General features: G+C 55.5%; 19 protein-coding genes. 3 read left to right on the top strand and 16 right to left on the bottom strand.

Annotated elements, in window-relative coordinates:
* Positions 1 to 10: 10 nt before the first annotated feature.
* The 13 genes from wzyE to trxA form a co-directional block, all read right to left on the bottom strand.
* Positions 11 to 1,354: an ECA oligosaccharide polymerase gene (wzyE, locus tag P2R09_RS07615; RefSeq protein WP_008926432.1), complete on the bottom strand. Its 1,344-nt coding sequence runs from the start codon at positions 1,352 to 1,354 to the stop codon at positions 11 to 13.
* Complete coding sequence (locus P2R09_RS07620) at positions 1,351 to 2,418, bottom strand: TDP-N-acetylfucosamine:lipid II N-acetylfucosaminyltransferase (RefSeq protein ID WP_275768534.1); 1,068 nt, start codon at positions 2,416 to 2,418, stop codon at positions 1,351 to 1,353. Before P2R09_RS07620 ends, wzyE begins: the two co-directional genes overlap by 4 nt.
* Positions 2,415 to 3,665, bottom strand: coding sequence for a lipid III flippase WzxE (wzxE, locus tag P2R09_RS07625; protein ID WP_275768536.1), 1,251 nt, complete (start codon positions 3,663 to 3,665; stop codon positions 2,415 to 2,417). Before wzxE ends, P2R09_RS07620 begins: the two co-directional genes overlap by 4 nt.
* Positions 3,665 to 4,795: a dTDP-4-amino-4,6-dideoxygalactose transaminase gene (rffA, locus tag P2R09_RS07630; protein WP_275768538.1), complete on the bottom strand. Its 1,131-nt coding sequence runs from the start codon at positions 4,793 to 4,795 to the stop codon at positions 3,665 to 3,667. The genes wzxE and rffA overlap by 1 nt, the downstream gene beginning before the upstream one ends.
* Positions 4,782 to 5,489, bottom strand: a complete 708-nt coding sequence (rffC, locus tag P2R09_RS07635; protein ID WP_039658618.1) for a dTDP-4-amino-4,6-dideoxy-D-galactose acyltransferase — start codon at positions 5,487 to 5,489, stop codon at positions 4,782 to 4,784. The genes rffA and rffC overlap by 14 nt, the downstream gene beginning before the upstream one ends.
* Complete coding sequence (gene rfbA, locus P2R09_RS07640; protein ID WP_008926428.1) at positions 5,467 to 6,348, bottom strand: glucose-1-phosphate thymidylyltransferase RfbA; 882 nt, start codon at positions 6,346 to 6,348, stop codon at positions 5,467 to 5,469. Before rfbA ends, rffC begins: the two co-directional genes overlap by 23 nt.
* Before the next feature lie 19 nt (positions 6,349 to 6,367).
* Positions 6,368 to 7,438, bottom strand: coding sequence for a dTDP-glucose 4,6-dehydratase (gene rffG, locus P2R09_RS07645; protein ID WP_275768543.1), 1,071 nt, complete (start codon positions 7,436 to 7,438; stop codon positions 6,368 to 6,370).
* Complete coding sequence (gene wecC, locus P2R09_RS07650; RefSeq protein ID WP_275768545.1) at positions 7,435 to 8,694, bottom strand: UDP-N-acetyl-D-mannosamine dehydrogenase; 1,260 nt, start codon at positions 8,692 to 8,694, stop codon at positions 7,435 to 7,437. Before wecC ends, rffG begins: the two co-directional genes overlap by 4 nt.
* Positions 8,691 to 9,821 carry a UDP-N-acetylglucosamine 2-epimerase (non-hydrolyzing) gene (wecB, locus tag P2R09_RS07655; RefSeq protein WP_275768592.1) on the bottom strand — a complete coding sequence of 377 codons (1,131 nt, stop codon included), beginning with the start codon at positions 9,819 to 9,821 and terminating at the stop codon, positions 8,691 to 8,693. Before wecB ends, wecC begins: the two co-directional genes overlap by 4 nt.
* 10 nt (positions 9,822 to 9,831) lie before the next feature.
* Positions 9,832 to 10,881 carry an ECA polysaccharide chain length modulation protein gene (wzzE, locus tag P2R09_RS07660; protein WP_275768547.1) on the bottom strand — a complete coding sequence of 350 codons (1,050 nt, stop codon included), beginning with the start codon at positions 10,879 to 10,881 and terminating at the stop codon, positions 9,832 to 9,834.
* 30 nt (positions 10,882 to 10,911) lie between these two features.
* Positions 10,912 to 11,991 (bottom strand): UDP-N-acetylglucosamine--undecaprenyl-phosphate N-acetylglucosaminephosphotransferase, encoded by a 1,080-nt coding sequence (wecA, locus tag P2R09_RS07665; protein ID WP_275768549.1) that lies wholly within the window; start codon positions 11,989 to 11,991, stop codon positions 10,912 to 10,914.
* 280 nt (positions 11,992 to 12,271) lie between these two features.
* The gene (gene rho, locus P2R09_RS07670) at positions 12,272 to 13,531 is read right to left on the bottom strand and encodes a transcription termination factor Rho (RefSeq protein WP_003851960.1); all 1,260 of its coding nucleotides are present in this window, start codon (positions 13,529 to 13,531) and stop codon (positions 12,272 to 12,274) included.
* Positions 13,532 to 13,882: 351 nt separating this feature from the next.
* Entirely contained in the window at positions 13,883 to 14,215 is a 333-nt protein-coding gene (trxA, locus tag P2R09_RS07675) for a thioredoxin TrxA (RefSeq protein WP_003851963.1), read from the bottom strand.
* A gap of 117 nt (positions 14,216 to 14,332) precedes the next feature.
* On the opposite strand from trxA, the gene rhlB reads away from it, so the two are divergent.
* Positions 14,333 to 15,625 (top strand): ATP-dependent RNA helicase RhlB, encoded by a 1,293-nt coding sequence (gene rhlB, locus P2R09_RS07680; RefSeq protein WP_003851965.1) that lies wholly within the window; start codon positions 14,333 to 14,335, stop codon positions 15,623 to 15,625.
* A gap of 6 nt (positions 15,626 to 15,631) precedes the next feature.
* Positions 15,632 to 17,116: a guanosine-5'-triphosphate,3'-diphosphate diphosphatase gene (gene gppA / locus P2R09_RS07685; protein WP_003851967.1), complete on the top strand. Its 1,485-nt coding sequence runs from the start codon at positions 15,632 to 15,634 to the stop codon at positions 17,114 to 17,116.
* Positions 17,117 to 17,159: 43 nt separating this feature from the next.
* Here the strand turns inward: gppA and rep are convergent, their stop codons facing one another.
* The gene (gene rep / locus P2R09_RS07690; RefSeq protein ID WP_003851968.1) at positions 17,160 to 19,181 is read right to left on the bottom strand and encodes a DNA helicase Rep; all 2,022 of its coding nucleotides are present in this window, start codon (positions 19,179 to 19,181) and stop codon (positions 17,160 to 17,162) included.
* Between the two features lie 75 nt (positions 19,182 to 19,256).
* Here rep and ppiC point away from each other — a divergent pair, with 75 nt between their 5' ends.
* Positions 19,257 to 19,538 (top strand): peptidylprolyl isomerase PpiC, encoded by a 282-nt coding sequence (gene ppiC, locus P2R09_RS07695; protein ID WP_008926423.1) that lies wholly within the window; start codon positions 19,257 to 19,259, stop codon positions 19,536 to 19,538.
* Here ppiC and P2R09_RS07700 read toward each other — a convergent pair whose 3' ends face one another.
* Together P2R09_RS07700 and pdeH are read right to left on the bottom strand one after the other, a co-directional pair.
* Positions 19,539 to 21,599 carry an AsmA family protein gene (locus P2R09_RS07700; RefSeq protein ID WP_275768560.1) on the bottom strand — a complete coding sequence of 687 codons (2,061 nt, stop codon included), beginning with the start codon at positions 21,597 to 21,599 and terminating at the stop codon, positions 19,539 to 19,541.
* A 63-nt stretch (positions 21,600 to 21,662) separates the two neighbouring features.
* The gene (gene pdeH, locus P2R09_RS07705) at positions 21,663 to 22,436 is read right to left on the bottom strand and encodes a cyclic-guanylate-specific phosphodiesterase (protein ID WP_275768562.1); all 774 of its coding nucleotides are present in this window, start codon (positions 22,434 to 22,436) and stop codon (positions 21,663 to 21,665) included.
* Positions 22,437 to 22,571 lie beyond the last annotated feature (135 nt).

Consider the following 22,571-nt stretch of genomic DNA (forward strand, 5'->3'; position numbering starts at 1 on the left):
CAGAGGTTAATCAGAGCGGGCTGTGCAACACCCGCCTGCTGCGGTCGCGAATCAAACCTGCGCGATCCAGTAACCAGAAAAGTAATTTAGCTATACCCAGACAGGCAGCAAAAATGATGCAGAAAAACACCACGCGAGAACCGAACGCATCGAGACCTTCGCGGGCCAGCACAATCATGTTAAACACCGCGCCAAAACAGAAGCTTTGCAGGATGGCGCCGGTGTACCGGTTGGTCTCAAGGCAGCCACGCTGATAGATCGCATCAAAAGCTTTGATAATCATCCCTACCGCTACAGCACCGACTGGAATCGCCCAGACGCCGCCCATCACCACCAGCGATCCGATTAATGTGGGGGAAATCGCCAGGCCAGAATGATTGTTCAGCACTTCCCAGGTGAAGTAGTTCGCACTGTTTAACACCGCCAGCGGCCGATCCGGCCAGAGCCAGGTCGGAATGAAAACGTAGAAATCACGCCACAGCGGCGCCAGCCCCTGGAACTCAATGCGGGCGTAGTTATCCAGCAGAAGAGCCAGATTCTCCCACGGCGAGAACGTATCACGCGTCAGATAGAGGAAGGTATAAAACGCTTCATCGCCCATTACGTCGAGGTTATAGCGGCGCAGCGCCAGCCAGAACATCCCCGCAATCGCCAGTACGCCCGCCGTTGCCAGCATCCACAATGTGATCCAGCCACGGGTGATCCCGATGAACAGGAACAGGGCAAAAGCAATAATGATATTGGCGCGGGTGCCGCCCACCAGTGCGTAGGTCAGCAAACCAAAGGCCACCGTCACCACCAGGAACAGCAGCCAGTTGCGGCGCGTCGGGCTCAGAAAATAGGGGATCAACATCGCCGGAATAAAGAAGTAGAAGAAGCGCTTGAGCGCCACCCCCGAGACTTCACTGGAGAAGATCTGGTTATAGGCGGTCAGGCGGAACAGCAGAAAACCGTTGTGAATGAAAAACACAGTGACGGTTCCCAGCGCCACCAGCGCCAGAATCACGCAGGTCAGGTGCGTTTCAACCCGATTCATCTGCAGCCAGGGCTTCGCCGGTGGCGCACTGGCGGGCTTCAGCCGCACTTTATAACTGACGTAATAAATGGCGTAAAATGCCGTCGCTGACAGCAACGCCTCCAGCAGATTCTCGACCGGCACCACCTCAACATTAAAGCGAAACACCAGCACCGAGGTCAGTGGGAAGCCGAAGTAAAAGGTCAGTAAGAACAGCAGTGTAAAGAACAGGTGGAAGTTAAAACGGACGCGCTTAAACTCCCGCCAGGTCAGGGTCAGAATAAAAACCAGCGACAGCAGATAGACCACCAGCAGGCCGCCAAACTGCATAAGACTCATGACAACTCCCCTTCGCTGAGCTGTAACGCGGCCCGCCAGCCTGCGAGATAGCCCGGCGAAAAAAAGGCGATCGCCTGTTTATCACAGCTCATCAGCTGGCGGCGTGCCTCGGCAATCATCGCAGGCGACAGCGTATCTTCGCTGAACAATACCGGAAGCTGCTGCTCAGCCACATCACGCCAGAACGGATTTTTGCGGGTCAGGATAAACGGCACGTTGGCCTGGATCAGCAGACAGAGTGTTCCCACTCCCTGCTGACGTTCAAACATAAAATAGCCGACATGACAGCGCGCCAGCAGCGCTAAATAATCATCAAACGCCAGATTTTCACGCATCAGATTCACCTGCCCGTCAGGGAACAATGTCTCTGCTGCAGCCTGAATCTCACTGATGTACGCCTCGTTGCCTGGCGGATAGCCCAGCGGCACCTCGATGCGCACCTGCGTGCCAAACTGCGCGCGAATCGCTTTTAAACCTTCAATATGCCGGTTACTTGGATCGCCGGAGTTGCCCAGCAGCAGCGTAAACGGCTCTGCGGGATCAGACTCAACTGCGGCGGCGGGCATTCGGGTCGGGAAATAGAGCAGCGAACCCGGCACCCTGCGATGACGCTGCTGGTAGTGATGCAGGTCGCCACGGGTCGCAAAAACCTGTGCAACGCGTCCCTGTGCTATCCGGCGAACCAGATAGAACAGGCGAAACTTCAGGCTGCGAGAATCTTCATAGAGATCGGCACCCCATACATGCCAGAAGATTTGGGAACGGCGCAACTTGCCACTGAGTAACGCCAGCCAGATCCACGGGTTAAACTGACCGTGGCAGAAAAAACGCTGCTGACGATTTCTGGCCCGCTGCAGCACCGCCTGCGCCAGCGCTTTTTTGCTGGTAAAGCACTCGATCTGCAACGCACTGAACGGTGCCAGGCTCTCTGGCTGCTGCGTCACTACCATAAAATGGCGTGGCGAAGCCACGGGCTGCTCAACGCTGAGTACATCGTTGAAAAAGCGCAGCACCGTAAGATTGTGGTGGGGAATGTCCGATCCCAAAACGTGAATTAAAGTCATTTTTTCCGGCAGTAAACAATAAAAGCGCCACAACACAGGGCAAAGTAAGCCATATAGGTAAACATATAGGCCTGCGCCGCACCCGTCGCGCCATGTAACGGGATCAACCAGCGTGAGAAGAGCGTCAGCAACAGAAACTGGCTGATCTCAGTGAGAACATAAAAGCGCAGCGAGGCTTTGGCGATAACCAGATATCCGAAAACATAGGCACCGACTTTAAAAACATCACCGCACAGCTGCCAGACGAAAAGATCGCGCATCCCGCGAAAAGCCTCAGAGAACAACAGGCTGATAGCGAAATCGCGCAGCACCCAGACACCAAAACTGGCAACTGCCACGGCGGGCAGTACAAAACGCAGTGCACGGCCAATCTCGCGTGCAATGTCGCGTTTGCTTTCAAGCCGCGCCAGCGTCGGCAACAGCCAGACGCTAAAGGTCGCGGTGATAAACTGCAGATAGGCATCCGAAATGCTGGTGACACCCTGCCACAATCCGACCTGCGCCCACCCTTCCTGCTCTGCCAGCAGGTTACGCATCAACACCCAGGCGACCGGCAGGGTCACAGCCGTGATCAGCGCCATCACGGTATATTTTGCCAGATTACGCGCCAGCTCAGGGTGCCATTGCGGACGCAGCCAGCTGAGCGGCAGCGGTGCGCGGCGTTTCAGCATCAGTAGCGCCGGCAGCAGCAGCAAGGCCGGCACCAGTGCCAGGCCAATCAGCGCCCCCTGATAGCCACCCAGCCACCAGCAGAGCAGATAGCCCGCCACACCAATCAGGCTGCCGAGGATCAGTGCCAGCGCATTACCGCGCGCATCGCGATAACCCTTCAGCAGCGCCAGGGTAAAGTTGGCCCAGGCGATACCGAGCTGAAGAAAGGCGACGACGCGGATGACGCCCTGATAGCGATCATGACCAAACAGTGCGGTGCTGATGGGTGCCGCCGCCAGCAGAAACAGGAGCGCCAGCACACCGGAAAAGCCCAGCACCATAGCGGATGCCGTGCCCACCATCACGCGCAGTTGTCCGGGCTGCTGCTGATACTGCGCCACATAGGTGGTGACGCCGTTGAAGATGCCCGCGCCTGCCAGCACACCCAGTACGGTGATCAGCTGACGAAAGTTCCCCGCCTGGCCGACACCCTCGGGTCCGAAACTTACCGCCAGCAGTTTGACCACCAGCAGACCAGCCACAATTTTTACCAGCGTGGACGATGCGGTCCACACTGAGGCTCTGGCCAATGACATCAGGAAAAGAAGCTCAGCAGTGAGCTGATAACCGTGCTCTGATTATTATCGGACAGGTTATAGAACAGCGGCAGGCGCAGCAGACGTTCACTTTCCTGCGTGGTATAGCGGTCGTCGCCGACAAACTGCGAGAAACGCTCACCGGCTGGTGAACTGTGCAGCGGAATATAGTGGAACACCGTCAGTATCTCAGCTTCTTTCATCCAGTTGATGAGCGCCTGGCGATCGTCCTGATCGCGCAGTTTGATATAAAACATGTGCGCATTGTGTTCACAGCTGGCGGGGATCACCGGCAGGCTGATACGTCCCTGAGCCGCCAGCGGCTGGAGTGCATCGTAATAACGTTGCCAGATGCGTAACCGCTGCTGGTTGATGCGCTCAGCGGCTTCCAGCTGCGCCCAGAGATAGGCCGCCTGCAGATCGGCCATCAGGTAGCTCGACCCCATATCGCGCCAGGTGTATTTATCGACCTGACCCCGGAAGAACTGGCTGCGGTTGGTACCTTTTTCCCGCACGATCTCGGCGCGCTCGACCAGGCTGGCGTCGTTAATGAGTGTCGCGCCACCTTCGCCACCGGCGGTGTAGTTCTTGGTTTCGTGAAAACTGAAGCAGCCAATATGACCGATGGTGCCCAGGGCGCGCCCTTTGTAGCGTGACATCACGCCCTGCGCCGCATCTTCAATCACAAACAACTTATGCTTTGCCGCCAGCGCCATAATGGTGTCCATTTCACAGGCCACGCCTGCGTAATGCACCGGCACAATGGCGCGGGTTTTTTCAGTGATAGCGGGTTCAATCAGCGTTTCATCAATGTTCATGGTGTCCGGGCGCACATCGACAAACACGATGCGCGCGCCTCGCAGCACAAAGGCATTAGCGGTCGAGACAAAGGTGTAGCTCGGCATGATCACTTCATCGCCGGGTTGCAGATCGATTAACAGCGCCGCCATCTCCAGCGAAGCGGTACAGGAGGGAGTGAGCAGCACTTTTTTGCTACCGAAACGCTGCTCCATCCACTGCTGACAGCGACGGGTAAATCCGCCGTCACCGCACAGCTTGCCGCTATTCATTGCCGACTGCATATAGTCAATTTCTGTGCCCACAATCGGGGGCGCATTAAATGGAATCATGACCTTTCCTGTAAAACCAGTAGGCGGTGCTGTCGAGCCGGGCACCGCTGCGTAAATAGAGGCGCATCGCCGTGAGATTACTCATCTGGGTAGCAACCCGAAGCTGAGCCAGCTGTCTTACCCGCGCCCAGTCCGCCGCAGCCAGCAGCAGTCGCTGACCCACGCCCTGGCCCTGCGCGTCAGGCAGCACCCCCAGCAGACCGATTCGCGCATCGCCGTCTGCCGCGCGCAGCGAAACAAAACCCTGCAACTGACCGGTGGCGTCACTGGCTACCAGGCACTGGTCGTCAAATGTGCCGCGCACCGCATTTTCAATCCACTGCGCATAGAAGCGACCGCTGGCGTCCGGCGCATACCAGGGCGCGCGAAAACGGCTCTGGCTGAAGAGCTGAGATGCGGCATCGCGCAGTGGCGGAATTTGTGCGTCACGCGCAATGCGAATCCCCGCCTGACGTTCCGTCTCTTTAACCGCCAGCGTCAGGTCTGCCTCGCCTTCTGCCAGCTGAAACTGATGCTGCTGCAGCGTATCAATCAGTGCCGTCTCGCTGGCAGCGACTTTCATCTGTATCAGTGCACAGGGATGCCGCAGCGCCTGCTCCAGCGGCGTCTCGCCCTGCGGCTCCAGCCGCACGGTATCAACACCGAAGAATGTGCTCTCCCAGCTAAGGGGATTAATATTGACGTGGACGGGCATGTAATAAATCCAGCAGGTATTGGCCATAGCCAGTTTTTGTCAGCGCTTCACCCGCGGCCCGCAACTGGTCATCGCTGAGCCAGCTGTTACGCCAGGCGATCTCTTCCAGGCAGGCAATTTTAAAGCCCTGACGTTTTTCTACCGTCTGCACAAACATGCTGGCTTCCACCAGGCTGTCGTGTGTCCCGGTATCCAGCCAGGCAAAGCCTCGTCCCAGCAGTTCGACTGTCAGCTCACCGCGCTCCAGATACATCTGGTTGATGGCGGTGATTTCCAGCTCACCCCGCGATGAAGGCTTAACCTGCTTCGCGAATTCGATAACCTGATTGTCATAGAAGTAGAGGCCGGTGACCGCCCAGCGCGATTTCGGCTGCTGTGGCTTCTCTTCAATCGAGATCGCCTTAAAGTTATCGTCAAACTCCACCACACCGAAACGTTCCGGGTCCATAACCTGATAGCCAAACACCGTTGCACCACGATTCTGTTCGACCACTTTCCGCAGCTTGGGGCTGAAGCCCTGACCAAAATAGAGGTTATCACCGAGCACCAGGCAGCAATTGTCATCGCCGATAAAGGATTCGCCGATGATAAAGGCCTGTGCCAGTCCATCGGGACTGGGCTGCACCGCATAGCTGAGGCGAATACCAAATTCACTGCCATCACCCAGCAGGCGTTCAAACTGCGCCCGATCCTCCGGCGTGGTGATCAGCAAAATGTCGCGAATCCCGGCCAGCATCAGCACGGAAAGCGGATAGTAGATCATCGGTTTGTCGTAGACCGGCAGAAGTTGCTTTGATACTGCCCGGGTTATCGGGTGTAACCGCGTGCCCGATCCTCCCGCTAAAATGATGCCTTTCATCGCTGCTCCTTACGCGGGTTTATTGCGATAAGCCGAGGCGTTCACCCTGATAACGACCATCCAGAATGGCCTGCCACCAGGCGGGATTCGCCAGATACCATGCCACGGTTTTACGCATGCCGCTTTCAAAGGTTTCCTGTGGCACCCAGCCAAGTTCATGCGCAATTTTACTGGCATCAATGGCGTAGCGCTGATCGTGGCCAGGGCGATCAGCGACATAGGTAATCAGGTCGCGGTAATGCGCCAGCCCTGCGGGTTTCTGCTCTGCTGCCAGTTCTTCAAGAAGGCTGCAAATCGTCTCGACCACCTCAATATTGCGACGCTCGTTATGACCGCCAATATTATAGGTCTCGCCGGGCTTGCCATAGCTGACCACTTGGTAGAGTGCACGGGCATGATCTTCAACGTAGAGCCAGTCGCGAATCTGCTGCCCGTTACCGTAAACCGGCAAGGCCTTACCGGCCAGTGCATTGATGATGGTCAGCGGGATCAGCTTCTCCGGGAAATGGCACGGGCCGTAGTTGTTTGAGCAGTTGGTGACCAGGGTGGGCAGACCATAGGTTCGTAACCAGGCACGCACCAGATGGTCGCTGCTGGCCTTGCTGGCAGCGTAAGGACTGCTTGGCGCATAAGGGGTGGCTTCGGTGAAATAAGCCTGGCTGTCATGCAGATCGCCAAAGACTTCATCGGTCGAGATATGGTGGAACAGAAAGGCCCTTTTACGCACGTCATCCAGCGTTTGCCAGTAAGAACGCGCAGCCTCCAGCAACTGCCAGGTCCCGACAATATTGGTTTCGATAAAGGCCGCCGGCCCGTCAATCGAGCGATCAACATGGCTTTCAGCGGCAAGATGCATCACGCAGTCGGGCTGATGACGGGCAAACACCTCATCAAGTGCCGTACGGTCACAGATGTCGACCTGCTCAAAACAGAAGCGGTCCAAGTTGGCCACACTGGCGAGTGACGCCAGATTTCCCGCGTAGCTGAGTTTATCGACCACCACGACCTGATGTTCGGTTTCTGCGATCAGAAAGCGTACCAGAGCCGAACCGATAAAACCGGCACCGCCCGTGATCAAAAAGCGCTTCATCGCCACACGCCTTTGGTATCGACAATCCAGTTCTGCTGAACATCGGCGGCGTTAATCGCGCGGAAGGCGCGGTGATCGACCAGCATCACCAGAATATCGGCCTGAGCCAGCGCCTGCTCGCAGGAGACCAGTTCGGCGTTGTCAGCCAGCGAGCCCGCAAGCTGCTCAATGTGAGGTTCAACCACCCAGGTCTTGCCACTGTGCCACTCTGCAATTTTCTGGGTCACGCCCACGGCCGGGCTCTCACGCAGGTCGTCAATGTCAGGTTTAAAGGCCAGACCAAAGCAGGCGATGGTGACTTCGCTGGCGCGCTTGCCAGTCTGAGTCAGGCAATCCGCCAGCGCGGTTTTAACCTGGTCCAGCACCCACTGAGGCTTGGCGTCATTGACCTCACGCGCGGTACGGATCAGGCGTGCCAGTTCAGGATTCTGCGCCACGATAAACCAGGGATCGACGGCGATACAGTGACCACCAACGCCGGGACCTGGTTGCAGAATATTGACGCGCGGATGACGATTCGCCAGCGCAATCAGCTCCCAGACGTTAATTCCCTGATCGGCACAAATCAGCGACAGCTCATTGGCAAAGGCGATATTCACGTCACGGAAGCTGTTTTCCGTCAGCTTGCACATCTCAGCGGTGCGGGCATTGGTCTCAACGCATTCACCTTTCAGAAACAGCCGGTATAACGCACTGGCGCGGGCGGAACAGGCGGGCGTCATGCCACCAATTACCCGGTCGTTGTTAATCAGCTCAACCATTACCTTGCCAGGTAGTACGCGCTCCGGGCAGTAGGCGACAAAAATATCGGGCGTCTCACCGTGCTGCGGAAAGCGCAGATCAGGACGCGCCGCCGCCAGCCATTCGGCCATCTGTTCTGTACTGCCCACCGGTGAGGTGGACTCCAGGATGACCAGATCGCCCTTCTTCAGAACCGGCGCGATCGACTCCGCCGCGGCTTTCACAAAGCGCAGATCGGGCTGATATTCATCTTTAAACGGCGTCGGTACGGCAATCAGAAAAGCGTCAGCGGATTCAGGCTGCGTGGTGGCGCGCAGGTCGCCACGCGTAACAGCCGCATGCACCACTTCATCTAAATCGGGTTCTACGATATGGATCGCGCCACGATTGATGGTTTCAACGGCACGCGCGTTGATATCCACGCCCACCACTTTTTTTCCCTTTGAGGCAAAAACGGCTGCCGTCGGCAGCCCAATGTATCCCAGTCCAATCACGGAGATGGTTTCAAAACTCATAATTCAGCTCTGTTATCTTTTAAGGCTTGTAAAATTCGGCCACAGGCTTTGCCATCGCCATACGGATTATGGGCATGGCTCATCGCCTGCCAGGCATCGTCGTCGCTCAGCAATTCACTGACACTGGCCACGATCCTGTCGATATCCGTTCCTACCAGTTTAACGGTACCCGCATCAACCGCTTCAGGGCGCTCGGTCGTGTCACGCATCACCAGCACCGGTTTACCCAGTGAAGGCGCTTCCTCCTGAATTCCGCCGGAATCGGTCAGAATCAGCCAGGCACGGTTCATCAGCCAGACAAAAGGCAGATACTCCTGTGGTTCAATCAGAATGATATTCTCAATGCCGCTGAGAATCCGGTTAACCGGCTCGCTGACATTGGGATTGAGGTGCACCGGATAGACGATCTGCGCCTCAGGGTGCTGGCGGGCAATCTGCGCCAGCGCGCTGCAGATACGTTCAAAACCGCCGCCAAAGCTTTCACGCCGGTGACCGGTAACCAGTACCAGTTTCTTATCCGGGTCGATAAAGGGATAGCGCGCCGCTAACTGTGCATTCAGATTGCAGTCATCCAGCACCCGATCGCGAACCCACAGCAGCGCATCAATGACCGTATTGCCGGTCACAATAATGCGCGAATCGGGCAGGTTTTCCTGCAACAGGTTCTGACGCGAGCGGGTGGTAGGGGTGAAGTGCAGACGGGCAAGATGACCGGTGAGTTTGCGGTTGCCCTCTTCCGGCCACGGCGAGGCGAGATCGCCGGTACGCAGACCGGCCTCCACATGTCCGACCGGAATTTGCTGATAAAAGGCAGCAAGGCTCGCAGCCAGTGTTGTGGTGGTGTCACCATGCACCAGCACGATGTCTGGTTTGAAATCGAGCAGGACGGTTTTCATGCCCTCTAAAATGCGGCAGGTAATCTCAGTCAGTCCCTGCTCAGGGCGCATAATATTGAGGTCATAATCCGGTTCGAGTTTAAACAGACGCAGTACCTGATCGAGCATTTCGCGATGCTGTGCGGTGACGCACAGGCGCGATTCAAAAGCAGGATCCTGCGACAGCGCCAGAACCAGTGGCGCCATTTTAATCGCTTCGGGACGAGTACCAAATACGGTCAGAACTTTCACACTGTTTCTCTCACTCATGCGTGTCTGACATCAGACGCGGACGACGTGCCAGCGCCACTCCCGCGCCTGTTAATGCCCCAACGGCACCCCACATAATCATCATGAACAGACGTCGCGGACTGTCACGTGATACCGGCTCTTCCGGCGTACGCAGATAACGGTATGTCTGAAACTTGCTGTTCAGTTTTGGTCCGGCCTGCAGCGTGGTCAGCATTGCTCTGTTCTGATCATAGCTGATATCAAAGCTTGGACCCGTTGCGCGCAGGGTATCCAGCTGGCCCTGTAAAACCGGCTGACCCAGCAGGAACAGATCGCTGTCTGCCAGATTCTCACCCACTTCGCGCGTCTGCTTCTCATTAATGCCCTGCTGGCTGGCGATCTTCAGCGCCTGCTCCAGCCGATGCTGCTGGCGCTGGAACACTGCGTTAGCCACATCTTCCTGACGTTTCACCTGCGCCTGCAGTTGATCGGTACGCACCCGCCAGGCACCTTTTAACTCATCGTTCAGATGGCGCGCGGCGCGCTCACTGGCGTAGGCAATGTACTGACGCAGTAAATTATTGGCGTCACCCGCCGTTTCCGCTTTGAGTTTGACGTTATCGGGGAGGTTATGGGCCGTATCAGCAGGCGTAAACAGGATATTGCCGATCATATCGTCGAGCAGCGCAGCATCGTTATGCGCATTACCGGTTTTGCGGCTCTTGAAGTAATCCGTCTGTTGCCAGAACTCACGTCGCGTATCCCACGACGCGAGTTGCATGATGAACTCCTGATAAACCTGATCCATCACTGTCGGTGACGGTGCTGACAGGGTTAAGGTGTTGCTGCGCGCATCCAGATTGGTCAGGAATTGCTGCTGCGAATAGTATGAACCGAGCATGTTCACCGTGGGACGATCGGTGATCGCCGTGGTGCTCCAGACCTGTTTCAGCAGCAGCGTGACCAGCCAGGCGACCAGAGCAAACAGCAGTGCCAGCCCGATGATCCAGCGTTTGCCACGCCATAAACGGCCGCTCAGGCCGCGAATATCCAGTTCGTTGTCCACAACGTCAGAAGGCATGGAAGAAGTATCCTTTAATCAGCATCGGGTTCATTTGTTTTTTGCTTCGCGGTAATGGCTCAGGCGGCGCTTGATGCGCCGGATACGTCGCGCCACGCGCCACGCATGTTTCAGGCAGTAGCCGTAAACCATGAAGGCGCCAAGGAACAGCAGCAGCATCACCCACTCCGGAATGAACGCCAGATATTCACCCAGCACACCGATACCGGCAAGGATGGCCGCAGCAACGGTGATCAGCACAAAGGCCTGACGTGAGGTGAAACCGGCGCGCATGATCAGATGGTGGATGTGCTGACGGTCAGCCGAGAACGGGCTCATGCCTTTACGCAGACGACGATACATAATCGCCACCATATCCATCAGCGGAATGGCAATCAGCCAGAGTGCGGTGACGGGGGTAATGGGATGGCTCAGACCCTGCGTTGTTTCCAGCAGAATCCAGATAATGGTGAAACCGATCATGGTACTGCCGGCATCACCCATAAAGACTTTGAAGCGGCGGCCAAGGAAGCCAAGATTAAGCAGAATATAGGGCAGCGTAGCGGCAATCATCGCAAAACACCACATCGCAAGGCTGGTCTGGCCATCGAAGTAGAGGATGATTCCCATAGCGGCAAAGGTGACGGAGGAGAGGCCGCCCAGCAGACCATCAATGCCATCCACCATATTAAAGGCGTTGATTGCAGCCCAGACGGCAAACAGTGTCAGCACATAGCCGAAGGGGCCAACGATAAGCTCGAACGGGCCGACGATAAAGCCCAGGCTGAGCAGATAAAGTTTTGCGCCAAACATCATTACCAGCGCGACAACAGCCTGCACGACTGCGCGAAATTTGACGCTGATATCGAAACGGTCATCCAGTGCGCCAACCAGCACCAGCACCCCTGCGCAGCCCAGATAGAGCATCGCATGAGGCAGGTAATAGTTGGTAATGGCAAACGTAAAGCAGATACCTGCGAACACAGAAATGCCGCCCACCAACGGAATCGCGCCATGATGGCGTTTACGTGAGTTAGGCTTATCAACTAAACCAATTTTTTTAGCTGCTTTTCGAGCAAAAAAGAGGAAAGCCAGGGAAAAGAGAAAAATTAATCCAAGCTCAGTACTCATAGTGAGTAAATTCACGTTAAACGCTCTCAGCTAACATCCCGCACAACAATACGCGAAAAAACGCGCCGGTCGCTGTGTCGGATTCCGAATTCTGCATTAAGAGACAGACGAACGGTCAAAAGTTCGCCATCACTACCACAGTCATTATAAATGCTCCTGCCAGTGTTCAATCCTATAGCTCACAAATGAAAAACGCCACGTTGAGACGTGGCGTAAGGTCGATTTTCTGCGCATCTGGACTAAAAAAGCCGAATCTGTGCTTCGACCTGGCAATCCCGGATTAAGAACGCTTCATCATGTCGAAGAATTCATCATTGGTTTTGGTCATTGCCAGCTTGTTGATGAGGAATTCCATTGCGTCGATTTCGCCCATTGGGTGAATAATCTTACGCAGGATCCACATCTTCTGCAGCTCTTCCTGAGAGGTCAGCAGCTCTTCTTTACGCGTACCAGAGCGGTTGTAATCGATCGCCGGGAAGACGCGTTTTTCAGCAATTTTACGGGCGAGATGCAGTTCCATGTTACCGGTACCTTTAAACTCTTCGTAAATCACTTCGTCCATCTTCGAACCGGTATCAACCAGCGCGGTCGCGATGATGGTCAGGCTACCGCCCTCTTCCACGTTACGTGCAGCACCAAAGAAACGCTTTGGACGATGCAGGGCGTTGGCATCCACACCACCGGTCAGGACTTTACCTGAAGCAGGAACCACGGTGTTATAGGCACGCGCCAGGCGTGTGATTGAGTCGAGCAGGATGATGACATCTTTCTTATGTTCAACCAGGCGCTTGGCCTTTTCGATCACCATTTCAGCAACCTGAACGTGGCGTGAAGCTGGCTCATCGAAGGTTGAAGCGATAACTTCGCCTTTCACCAGGCGCTGCATCTCGGTCACTTCTTCCGGACGCTCATCGATCAGCAGCACCATCAGCACGCAATCCGGGTAGTTATACGCCAGGCTCTGCGCGATATTCTGCAGCAGCATGGTTTTACCGGCTTTCGGCGGTGCCACAATCAGCCCACGCTGACCACGACCGATCGGTGAAGCCAGATCGAGTACACGTGCGGTTAAATCTTCCGTTGAGCCATTACCCCGCTCCATACGCAGACGTTTATTTGCGTGCAGCGGCGTGAGGTTTTCGAACAGAATCTTATTACGCGCGTTTTCCGGCTTGTCGTAGTTAACTTCGTTAACTTTCAGCAGCGCAAAATAACGTTCACCTTCTTTTGGTGGACGAATTTTGCCAGAGATGGTGTCGCCAGTACGGAGGTTGAAACGGCGGATTTGGCTAGGGGAAACGTAGATATCATCAGGGCCGGCGAGGTAGGAGCTGTCTCCGGAACGGAGGAATCCAAATCCATCCTGAAGGATCTCCAGCACGCCATCACCGAAGATGTCTTCGCCGCTTTTTGCGTGTTGCTTCAGGATTGAAAAGATAATGTCCTGCTTGCGCATACGAGCCTGGTTTTCCAGTCCCATATTTTCGCCGAGAGTAATCAGCTCAGCAACCGGCGTATTCTTTAATTCGGTAAGATTCATAGTGATGGGTTCTTAAACTCGGGGTAATACTCGGAATGTTTGTCGTGAGTGGTATGGCAATTAATCCATGCCGTTAATGGCTCTTTTCGGCTCTTCCCGACGATCATCGTATGGAATGGCGATCGGTATGCAAGAAGGTGTCCGAATGTGATGCCAGAGTTGGAGCTAACCGTAAGATTGCTGAACCGTTCTATCTTTATAAGGTACAGGGCGACAGGGTTCAACAAGGGAAAACTTTAGATGCTAACTACAAGGTAAGTTCGTAATGCAGTATTGGTAACTTAGCACGCCTGAAAGTGAACGTCCAGCAGCAGGAGATAAATTCACCACTGCCAGACATTCAGTCCTGCATTACGCCAGATTGGCGTTCAGGAACTCTTTCAGCTGGCCTTTAGACAACGCGCCCACTTTGGTCGCGGCGACTTCGCCATTTTTAAACAGCAGCAGCGTCGGGATACCACGAATGCCATACTTCGGTGCCGTGCCTGGGTTATCATCAATATTCAGCTTAGCGATGGTCAGCTTGCCATCATACTCTTCTGCAACTTCATCAAGGATTGGCGCGATCATTTTGCAAGGACCACACCATTCAGCCCAGAAATCTACCAGTGTAACGCCGTCGGCTTTCAGCACGTCGGTGTCGAAACTGTCATCAGTCAGATGAACGATTTTATCGCTGCTCATGTTTTACTCCACAAGATTATGCCTGGCGAATTGGCGTAAAATATACCAATGTTGGTTGACTTTATTTCATCGGATACGCTTTCGTAAAGCGATAGTAAGCTGATATTCTACCACACTATGAGCAAAACACACTTAACTGAACAGAAGTTTTCCGACTTCGCCCTGCACCCAAAAGTGGTGGAAGCCCTTGATACTAAAGGCTTTCAATACTGCACGCCGATTCAGGCGTTAGCTCTGCCTTTTACGCTTTCAGGGCGTGATGTTGCAGGCCAGGCGCAAACCGGTACCGGCAAAACGATGGCGTTTCTGACGTCAACGTTTCATCATCTTCTCTCTCATCCTGCGGCGGAAGGCCGTCAGGTTAACCAGCCACGGGCATTAATTCTTGCGCCGACGCGTGAACTTGCTGTGCAGATTCATGCAGATGCCGAACCCCTTACCGCCTCAACCGGCCTGAAACTGGGTCTCGCCTATGGCGGAGACGGGTATGACAAACAGCTGAAAGTGCTTGAGCAGGGCGTTGATATTCTGGTGGCAACCACCGGTCGCCTGATCGACTACGCGAAACAGAATCACGTTAACCTCGGTGCTATTCAGGTTATGGTGCTGGACGAAGCCGATCGCATGTTCGATCTCGGCTTTATTAAAGATATTCGCTGGCTATTCCGTCGCATGCCGCCGGCTACCCAGCGTCTGAGCATGCTGTTCTCGGCCACCCTTTCTTATCGCGTCCGTGAACTGGCATTTGAGCACATGAACAGTGCTGAATATGTGGAAGTGGAACCGGAACAAAAAACCGGCCATCGCATTCAGGAAGAGCTTTTCTATCCGTCTAACGAAGAGAAAATGCGCCTGCTGCAGACCCTGCTGGAAGAAGAGTGGCCCGATCGCGCCATTATTTTTGCCAACACCAAGCACCGCTGTGAAGATGTCTGGGGCCACCTGGCTGCTGATGGACACCGCGTCGGCCTGCTGACCGGCGACGTTGCTCAGAAGAAGCGTCTGCGTATTCTGGATGACTTCACTAAAGGCGATGTAGATATTCTGGTCGCAACTGATGTTGCAGCTCGCGGCTTGCACATCCCGGCGGTAACCCACGTCTTTAACTACGATCTGCCAGACGACTGTGAAGATTATGTTCACCGTATTGGCCGTACCGGTCGTGCGGGCGCCAGCGGACACTCTATCAGCCTGGCCTGTGAAGAGTACGCGCTGAACCTGCCTTCGATTGAAGAGTACATTGGCCATAGCATCCCGGTCAGCAAGTACAGCAGTGAAGCGTTGTTAACTGATTTACCGCCGCCTAAGCGTCTGCAACGCAGTCGTTCCGGCAACGGCCCGCGTCGCGGGGGAAATAACGCCAATCGTCGCGGCGCTCCTCGCAACAACAACCGTAAACGTTCAGGTTAGGGCACCATGCTAAGCGCATCGTCACTTTATGCAGCGATTGATTTAGGATCTAACAGCTTTCATATGTTGGTGGTGCGCGAGGTCTCTGGCAGTATTCAGACCATCGCAAAAATAAAGCGCAAGGTTCGCCTTGCTGCCGGCCTGGATAAAAATAACCTGTTGTCAGCCGATGCGATGTCGCGCGGCTGGCAATGCCTCAGACTCTTCTCTGAACAACTGCAGGATATTCCCCCCGATCAGATTCGCGTGGTGGCGACCGCCACATTGCGTCTGGCTGCCAATGCGCAGACCTTTCTTGATACGGCTCAACAGATTCTCGGCTGTACTATCAACGTTATCAGCGGTGAAGAAGAGGCGCGCCTGATCTATCAGGGCGTGGCCCACACCACGGGCGGGTCCGACCAGCGTTTAGTGGTCGATATCGGCGGCGGCAGCACCGAGCTGGCCACCGGCGATGGCTCGCATGCTTCGGTGTTGTTTAGTCTGTCGATGGGCTGTGTGACGTGGCTGGAGCGCTTCTTCAGCGATCGTCACCTGGCCAAAGAGAACTTTGATCAGGCCGAACTGGCGGCGCGTGAGATGATCCAGCCCGTGGCAGCGCAACTGCGTGAACAGGGCTGGCAGGCCTGTGTCGGGGCATCCGGCACGGTTCAGGCACTGCAGGAGATCATGGTGGCGCAGGGCATGGATGAGCGCATCACGCTGAATAAACTGCAGCAGTTGAAGCAGCGCGCTATTCAGTGCGGCAAACTGGAAGAGCTGGAAATCGAAGGGCTGACGCTGGAGCGGGCGCTGGTCTTCCCCAGTGGCCTGTCGATCCTGATCGCCATCTTCCAGGAACTCAGCATTGATAGCATGACACTGGCGGGCGGCGCACTGCGGGAAGGACTGGTCTACGGCATGCTGCATCTGCCCATTGACCGCGATATCCGCACCCGCACGCTGCACAACGTCCAGCGCCGTTTCAGCATCGATGTCGAACAGGCAGACCGCGTGCGTCAACTGGCAGAAAGTTTCTTCCGTCAGGTTTCTGCGCCGTGGAAGCTGGATCAGCGCTGCCGTGAGCTGTTGCTCAGCGCCTGCGCGATCCACGAAATCGGCCTGAGTGTCGACTTCCGTCATGCGCCACAGCACGCGGCGTATCTGGTCCGTCACCTCGACCTTCCCGGCTTCACACCGGCGCAGAAGAAGTTGCTGGCCTGTTTGCTGCAAAACCAGAGCGGCAGCATCGACCTGGCGTTGCTGACCCAGCAAAACGCCCTGCCGCCGCGTCTGGCAGAACGGATGTGCCGTCTGCTGCGACTGGCGATTATTTTCTCCACCCGCCGTCGCGACGACACCCTGCCTGCTGTGCGGCTACAGGCAGACGACGATGCCCTGCATCTGACCCTGCCCGCAGGCTGGCTGGAGGCGCATCCGCTGCGCAGCGAACTGCTGGAGCAGGAAAGCCACTATCAGTCTTACGTCCACTGGTTGTTAACCCTGTCGTAATGGTACCCGTGTGAGGCGAAGTGTCTTCGCCTCCTGCACCGTTTTAACTCTTTTTCGCCTTATCCAGCATCGCTCTCAGACCGGCGACACGGCTCTGTCCGGTTTTCATCCGCTCTTCCGCGCTGACCACTTTGCGCTCGGTCTCCCATTGCAAATCGTCCTGCGGCAGCTCCAGCAGAAAACGGCTGGGTTCAGGCCGGATTAACTCGCCATATTGCCGGCGTTCACGACACAGGGTAAAGGTCAGCTCTTTCTGCGCCCTGGTGATCCCCACGTAAGCCAGGCGACGCTCCTCTTCGATATTGTTCTCATCGATGCTGCTCTGATGCGGCAACAGCCCCTCTTCCATGCCCACCAGGAACACATAGGGGAACTCCAGCCCTTTAGAAGCGTGCAACGTCATCAGCTGTACCTGATCCAGCTCTTCATCACTTTCACCGCGTTCCATCATGTCGCGCAGAGTAAAGCGCGTTACCACCTGCGCCAGCGTCATCGGCTCATCAATATCAGTGCCTTCCAGCATTTCGGTCATCCACTGAAACAGTGTGTTGACGTTCTTCATCCGCATTTCGGCGGCTTTCGGACTGCCGGAGGTTTCGAACAGCCAGCTTTCGTAGTCGATGCCGCGGATCAAATCGCGCACCGCATTCACGGGTTCACGTTCAGTGAGCTGGATAATCTCATTCAGCCAGTGGGTGAAGCGCTGCAGATGCTCCAGACCACGGCCACTTAGCGTCTGCCCCAGGCCGACATCAAAACTGGCATTAAACAGGCTCTTGCTGCGCAGATTGGCCCACTCACCGAGCTTCTGCAGCGTAGCCGGGCCAATCTCACGGCGCGGCGTATTGACGATACGCAGGAACGCGCTGTCATCTTCAGGATTGGTCAGCACGCGCAAATAGGCGAGCAGATCTTTGATCTCGGGCCGCGAGAAGAACGAAGTGCCACCTGAGATGCGATAAGGGATGCGGTTCTGCATCAGAAACTTTTCAAAGGTCCGTGACTGATGATTGCCGCGATAGAGGATCGCGTAATCTTTATACTGCGTCCGGTTGATAAAGTGATGTGCGATCAGTTCGCCGGTCACCCGTTCCGCTTCATGCTCTTCGCTGTTAGCGGTCAGCACTTTCAGCTCGCTGCCCTGCCCCAGTTCCGAAAACAATTTTTTTTCAAAGACGTGCGGATTATTGGCAATCAGGATATTTGCCGCCTTAAGGATGCGCTGCGAAGAGCGGTAGTTCTGCTCCAGCTTCACGACCTCCAGCGCCGGGAAGTCCTGATTCAGCAGCACCAGATTCTGCGGCCGCGCGCCACGCCAGGAGTAGATGGACTGATCGTCATCGCCGACCACCGTGAAGCGCGCCCGTGCGCCAACCAGCAGTTTAACCAGCTCATACTGACTGGTGTTGGTGTCCTGATACTCATCCACCAGCAGATAGCGGATACGCTGCTGCCAGCGTTCACGCACCTCCTGATTACGCTGCAGCAGCAGCGTCGGCAGCAGGATCAGGTCATCGAAATCAAGTACGTTGCACGACTTAAGATGCTGGCTGTAAAGGGCATAGCAGTGAGCAAAAATATTATCCTGTTGCGAACGCGCCAGCGCGGCGGCCCCCTGCGGATCGATCAGATCATTCTTCCAGTTCGAGATGGTGGAGATGAGTTGCTGTAACAGCGTCTTATCCTCTTCCAGCCACTCTTTGGTCAGCTCTTTCAGCAGCGCAAGCTGATCCTGATCGTCGAACAGGGAGAAGTTGGACTTCATGCCCAGCGCCGCGGTTTCGCGTTTGATGATCTCCAGTCCCAGCGTATGGAAGGTCGAAATCAGCAGGCCGCGCGCCTCTTTGCGGCCCAGAGTTTGCGCCACACGCTCTTTCATTTCGCGCGAGGCCTTATTGGTGAAGGTCACCGCAGCGATGTGGCGCGCCTGATAGCCGCATTCACGAATCAGGTGGGCGATTTTATTGGTAATCACGCGGGTTTTGCCCGATCCCGCGCCCGCCAGCACCAGACAGGGACCGGTAACAAATTCGACGGCACGTTGTTGGCTGGGGTTTAAACGCATAGGAGAAATCGCCTGATTAGATCAAAAGAAAGGGGTTTATACTGGGCGGCAATTATACACCACCGAGATACCAACATGGCGAAAACCGCGGCGGCTTTACACATCCTCGTTAAAGAGGAAGCGCTGGCAAAAGAGATTCTGGCGAAACTGGCGAAAGGCGGCAATTTTCAGGAACTGGCAAAGAAGCACTCAACCTGTCCTTCCGGCCGGAAGGGTGGCGATCTGGGCGAGTTCCGGCAGGGACAGATGGTACCGGCCTTTGATAAAGCGGTCTTCACCTGCCCGCTGCTGACGCCTTACGGGCCGGTAAAGACCGGCTTTGGTTATCACATTATCAAAGTGCTCTACCGCAACTAGTTACTTCTTCTGCTTCATCTGCTGCAGGACGGTGCTGCACTGGTTGTCTTCGTTATCACTTGGCGAGATCAGTGCCAGCAGCGCCGCTGCCGGACCCACGACCGCGCCCAGCGCAACGGCAGCGGCACCACGCGCCAGCAGTGGCCCCGTTTTCACGCCCGCATCAGGATTTTTAAAGGTGCCGCGCACATAGAGCGGCGAGCGCAGCGTCACGATGCGAATGCCTTTACTCTCCGGATTCACCGACAAATCAAGCCGCTCGCTGGCGAAGTTTGCATTACCGGAGACATTGATAATCGCGTTCTCGGTGTCAAACACAAACAGGTTGGGCGTTGCCACACCATTCTGCAGTTTGAGATCGGTGGCGGCGCAGTTGATGCGCACCTGGTCATCGCCAAACAGTTTACCCACGACATAGTTACCGACATTGAGTCCGGCAATTTCCATCAGGCTGCGGCTGATCAGACCGTCATTCATCAGCAGCTTAAGTTGCCCGTTACTGGTTCCCAGCAGGTCGGCCACTGAGTTACCGGTGCCGGTAAAGCTGGCATCACCATTGAGCTGACCACGGCTGTTCTTCATCGCCTCCACCGTCGGGAAGAGCTGGCGCAGTTGCAGCTTACGAACATGAAGGTCAACCCGACCGCGCATTGGCGAGTGATCACCCTCCAGCCGGATAGTGCTGTTGAGATTGCCGCCCGCCACACCAAAGCGCAGCGGGTCCAGCAGCAGATCGCCGTTTTTCATCTGTAAGTGGGTATAGAGATCGCTTAACGGCAGTGAATTACTGTGTTCGATCCGTTTGCCGCTGAACTTCACGTCGGCATCCATCACATCCCAGTTTTTGGTCTCGAATTTATCATGCGGCAGCACGCGATCAGCAGGCTGGTTCGATTTCTCACCGCGACGCGCTTTGGCCTGCGCGGTTTTTTCACTGCCTTTACCGGAGTCCACGCCTATGAGTGGACCCAGATCGGCCATACGCAGTTGCTCAGAGGTCATTTCGCCGCTGAGCGTCGGGCGAGGTTTGACCTGGCTGTAGATCAGCGAGCCATGAATATCGCTGTCACCAATGTGACCATTGAATTTCTCATAGCGGTAGACCGCGCCCTTTTTACCATTGAATTTCGCTATCAGATGGCCGTCAGTTTCATAAGGCGGTGTGTCAGGCAACAGAACACCGGTCAGGCCATAAAGATTAGCCAGCGTATCGCCCGAGAAGCGTAGTCGCACGTTAAGTCCGCCGAGGTTCATTGGATCCTGCAAACCGCCAGTCACCTGGACCCGCGTGGTGCCGTTGCGCACATCGGCCTGAATCGGGAAGGGGGTGTTCTGGCTTCGCAATGACAGCATGCCGCCAATCTTGCCGTCGCCAGTGAGTTTCTCGTTGTTGTAGGTGCCGCTGGCCTGCCAGCCAAAGACAAAGTCGCCTGCGCCTTTCTGCTGGTCATCGCCTCCGGCGATCTGCGTATACGGCACCGGTTTGCCCAGTGGATTGACCTGTACCGTGACATCGGCGCGGTTAATGGCGTCGCGATAACGAATCTGGCCCTGATCAAACAGAATATTATCCAGACGGAAGGACCAGGCCGATGGCGCGGCATTCTTCTCATCCTTGTCGCTGTCAGCAAGGGTAAAGGTCCAGTTGTTCTTTTTATCGGCGGTCTGGATCAGTCGCGCATCGGGTCGCTGCAGCTTAATCCACGGGATGAACAGCTCTTTATGCAGTAACGACAGGGGTGACAGCGTGGCGTCGACACGCTGCAGATGCACCATGGTGACGTCAGAAATGTCAGGCGGGTTACCCAGCATAATATCTTCCGCATGGATCTGCGGCCACGGCACCCAGCGCCGCCAGCCTGCCTCGTCGCGTTTTCGTGCCCAGTCGATGCCCAGATCCCCGCGTATCGCAAAGGGACGGTTTAATTCTGTTGAGACTTTCTGATTAATGGTGGGCTTCAGGCGGTTCCAGTCAAAGGTAGCGATCACAACGATAATCACCACAATCAACAGCACCAGAATACCTGCTACCCAGCTGACGATTTTCCCGGTACGCGACATTACGCTTTCTCCTTGCACATTCACGGTCTGCGTTAAAGATAGTCGAGACCACGAGCAACGGCATCAGGGAAGCTGGAGAGTGAGGTGATTCAATTCAGAAAAGGGGACGGGACGCGAAAAGAAATAGCCCTGTGCAGCAATCGCAGGCGACGCTTTGACCTGCTGCCACTGCGCTTCCGTTTCCACCCCTTCAACAATGACACCGTTACAGTAACGATTAATCAGCGCAAGCAGCATCGAAAAGAGACGCCGCCCTTCATCCGTTGTGCCCAGCATAATAAACAGGTCGCGCGACAGCTTGATGTAATCATATTTCAGTTCAGTCAGCGCTGAAAAATTTGCCATACCTGAACCAAAATCATCCAGCCACAGCGGCCCCAGTTCCGGTATTTTCGCCACTTTCTCCTCCTGCGGCAGCGCCTGATGCTCGGTGAGCTCAAAGCGTATCCAGGGCAGTTGGGCAATCAGGCGGCGAATGGCGGGTCGTTGCTGAATGGCGAGCAGTGAAGGACCGTCTATGTTGACCGAAGCGACCACATCACTGCGCTTAAAAAATGCGCTCCATTCTGCCAGCAGTTCAAGCTGCTCATGCACGACATCCAGGCGCCGGGCAATATCGAGCCCGGCAAACCAGGCTTCAGGCGAAAGATTCCGTTCCGGTTCAGAAGGATGCGACACGGCAGTCAGGAGTTCAATGGCAAGTAATTGACCGGTAACCCGGTAGATGGGCTGAAACCGATAGCGTCGATGACATTGTTGCCAGAAGAGCGGGGTTTCCGGGTGGAGTTTAAGGTCGTTTGAAGACGGCAGCCATTGGCTAATACTCTCCATCACCATGCTATTTCCCTGAGTGGTAACAAGTCCCCAAAATGGGTGACTGAGCGATTATCAAAAGTGCCTGTGATATTAAGATGAACGGCATGGCAATATAAAACGGCGAGTTTATCAGCCGTCTCGCTAACATAATCGGCT

Source organism: Pantoea sp. Cr_R13 (assembly GCF_029222565.1).
In the GTDB taxonomy this organism is placed as follows: Bacteria; Pseudomonadota; Gammaproteobacteria; order Enterobacterales; family Enterobacteriaceae; genus Pantoea; species Pantoea eucalypti.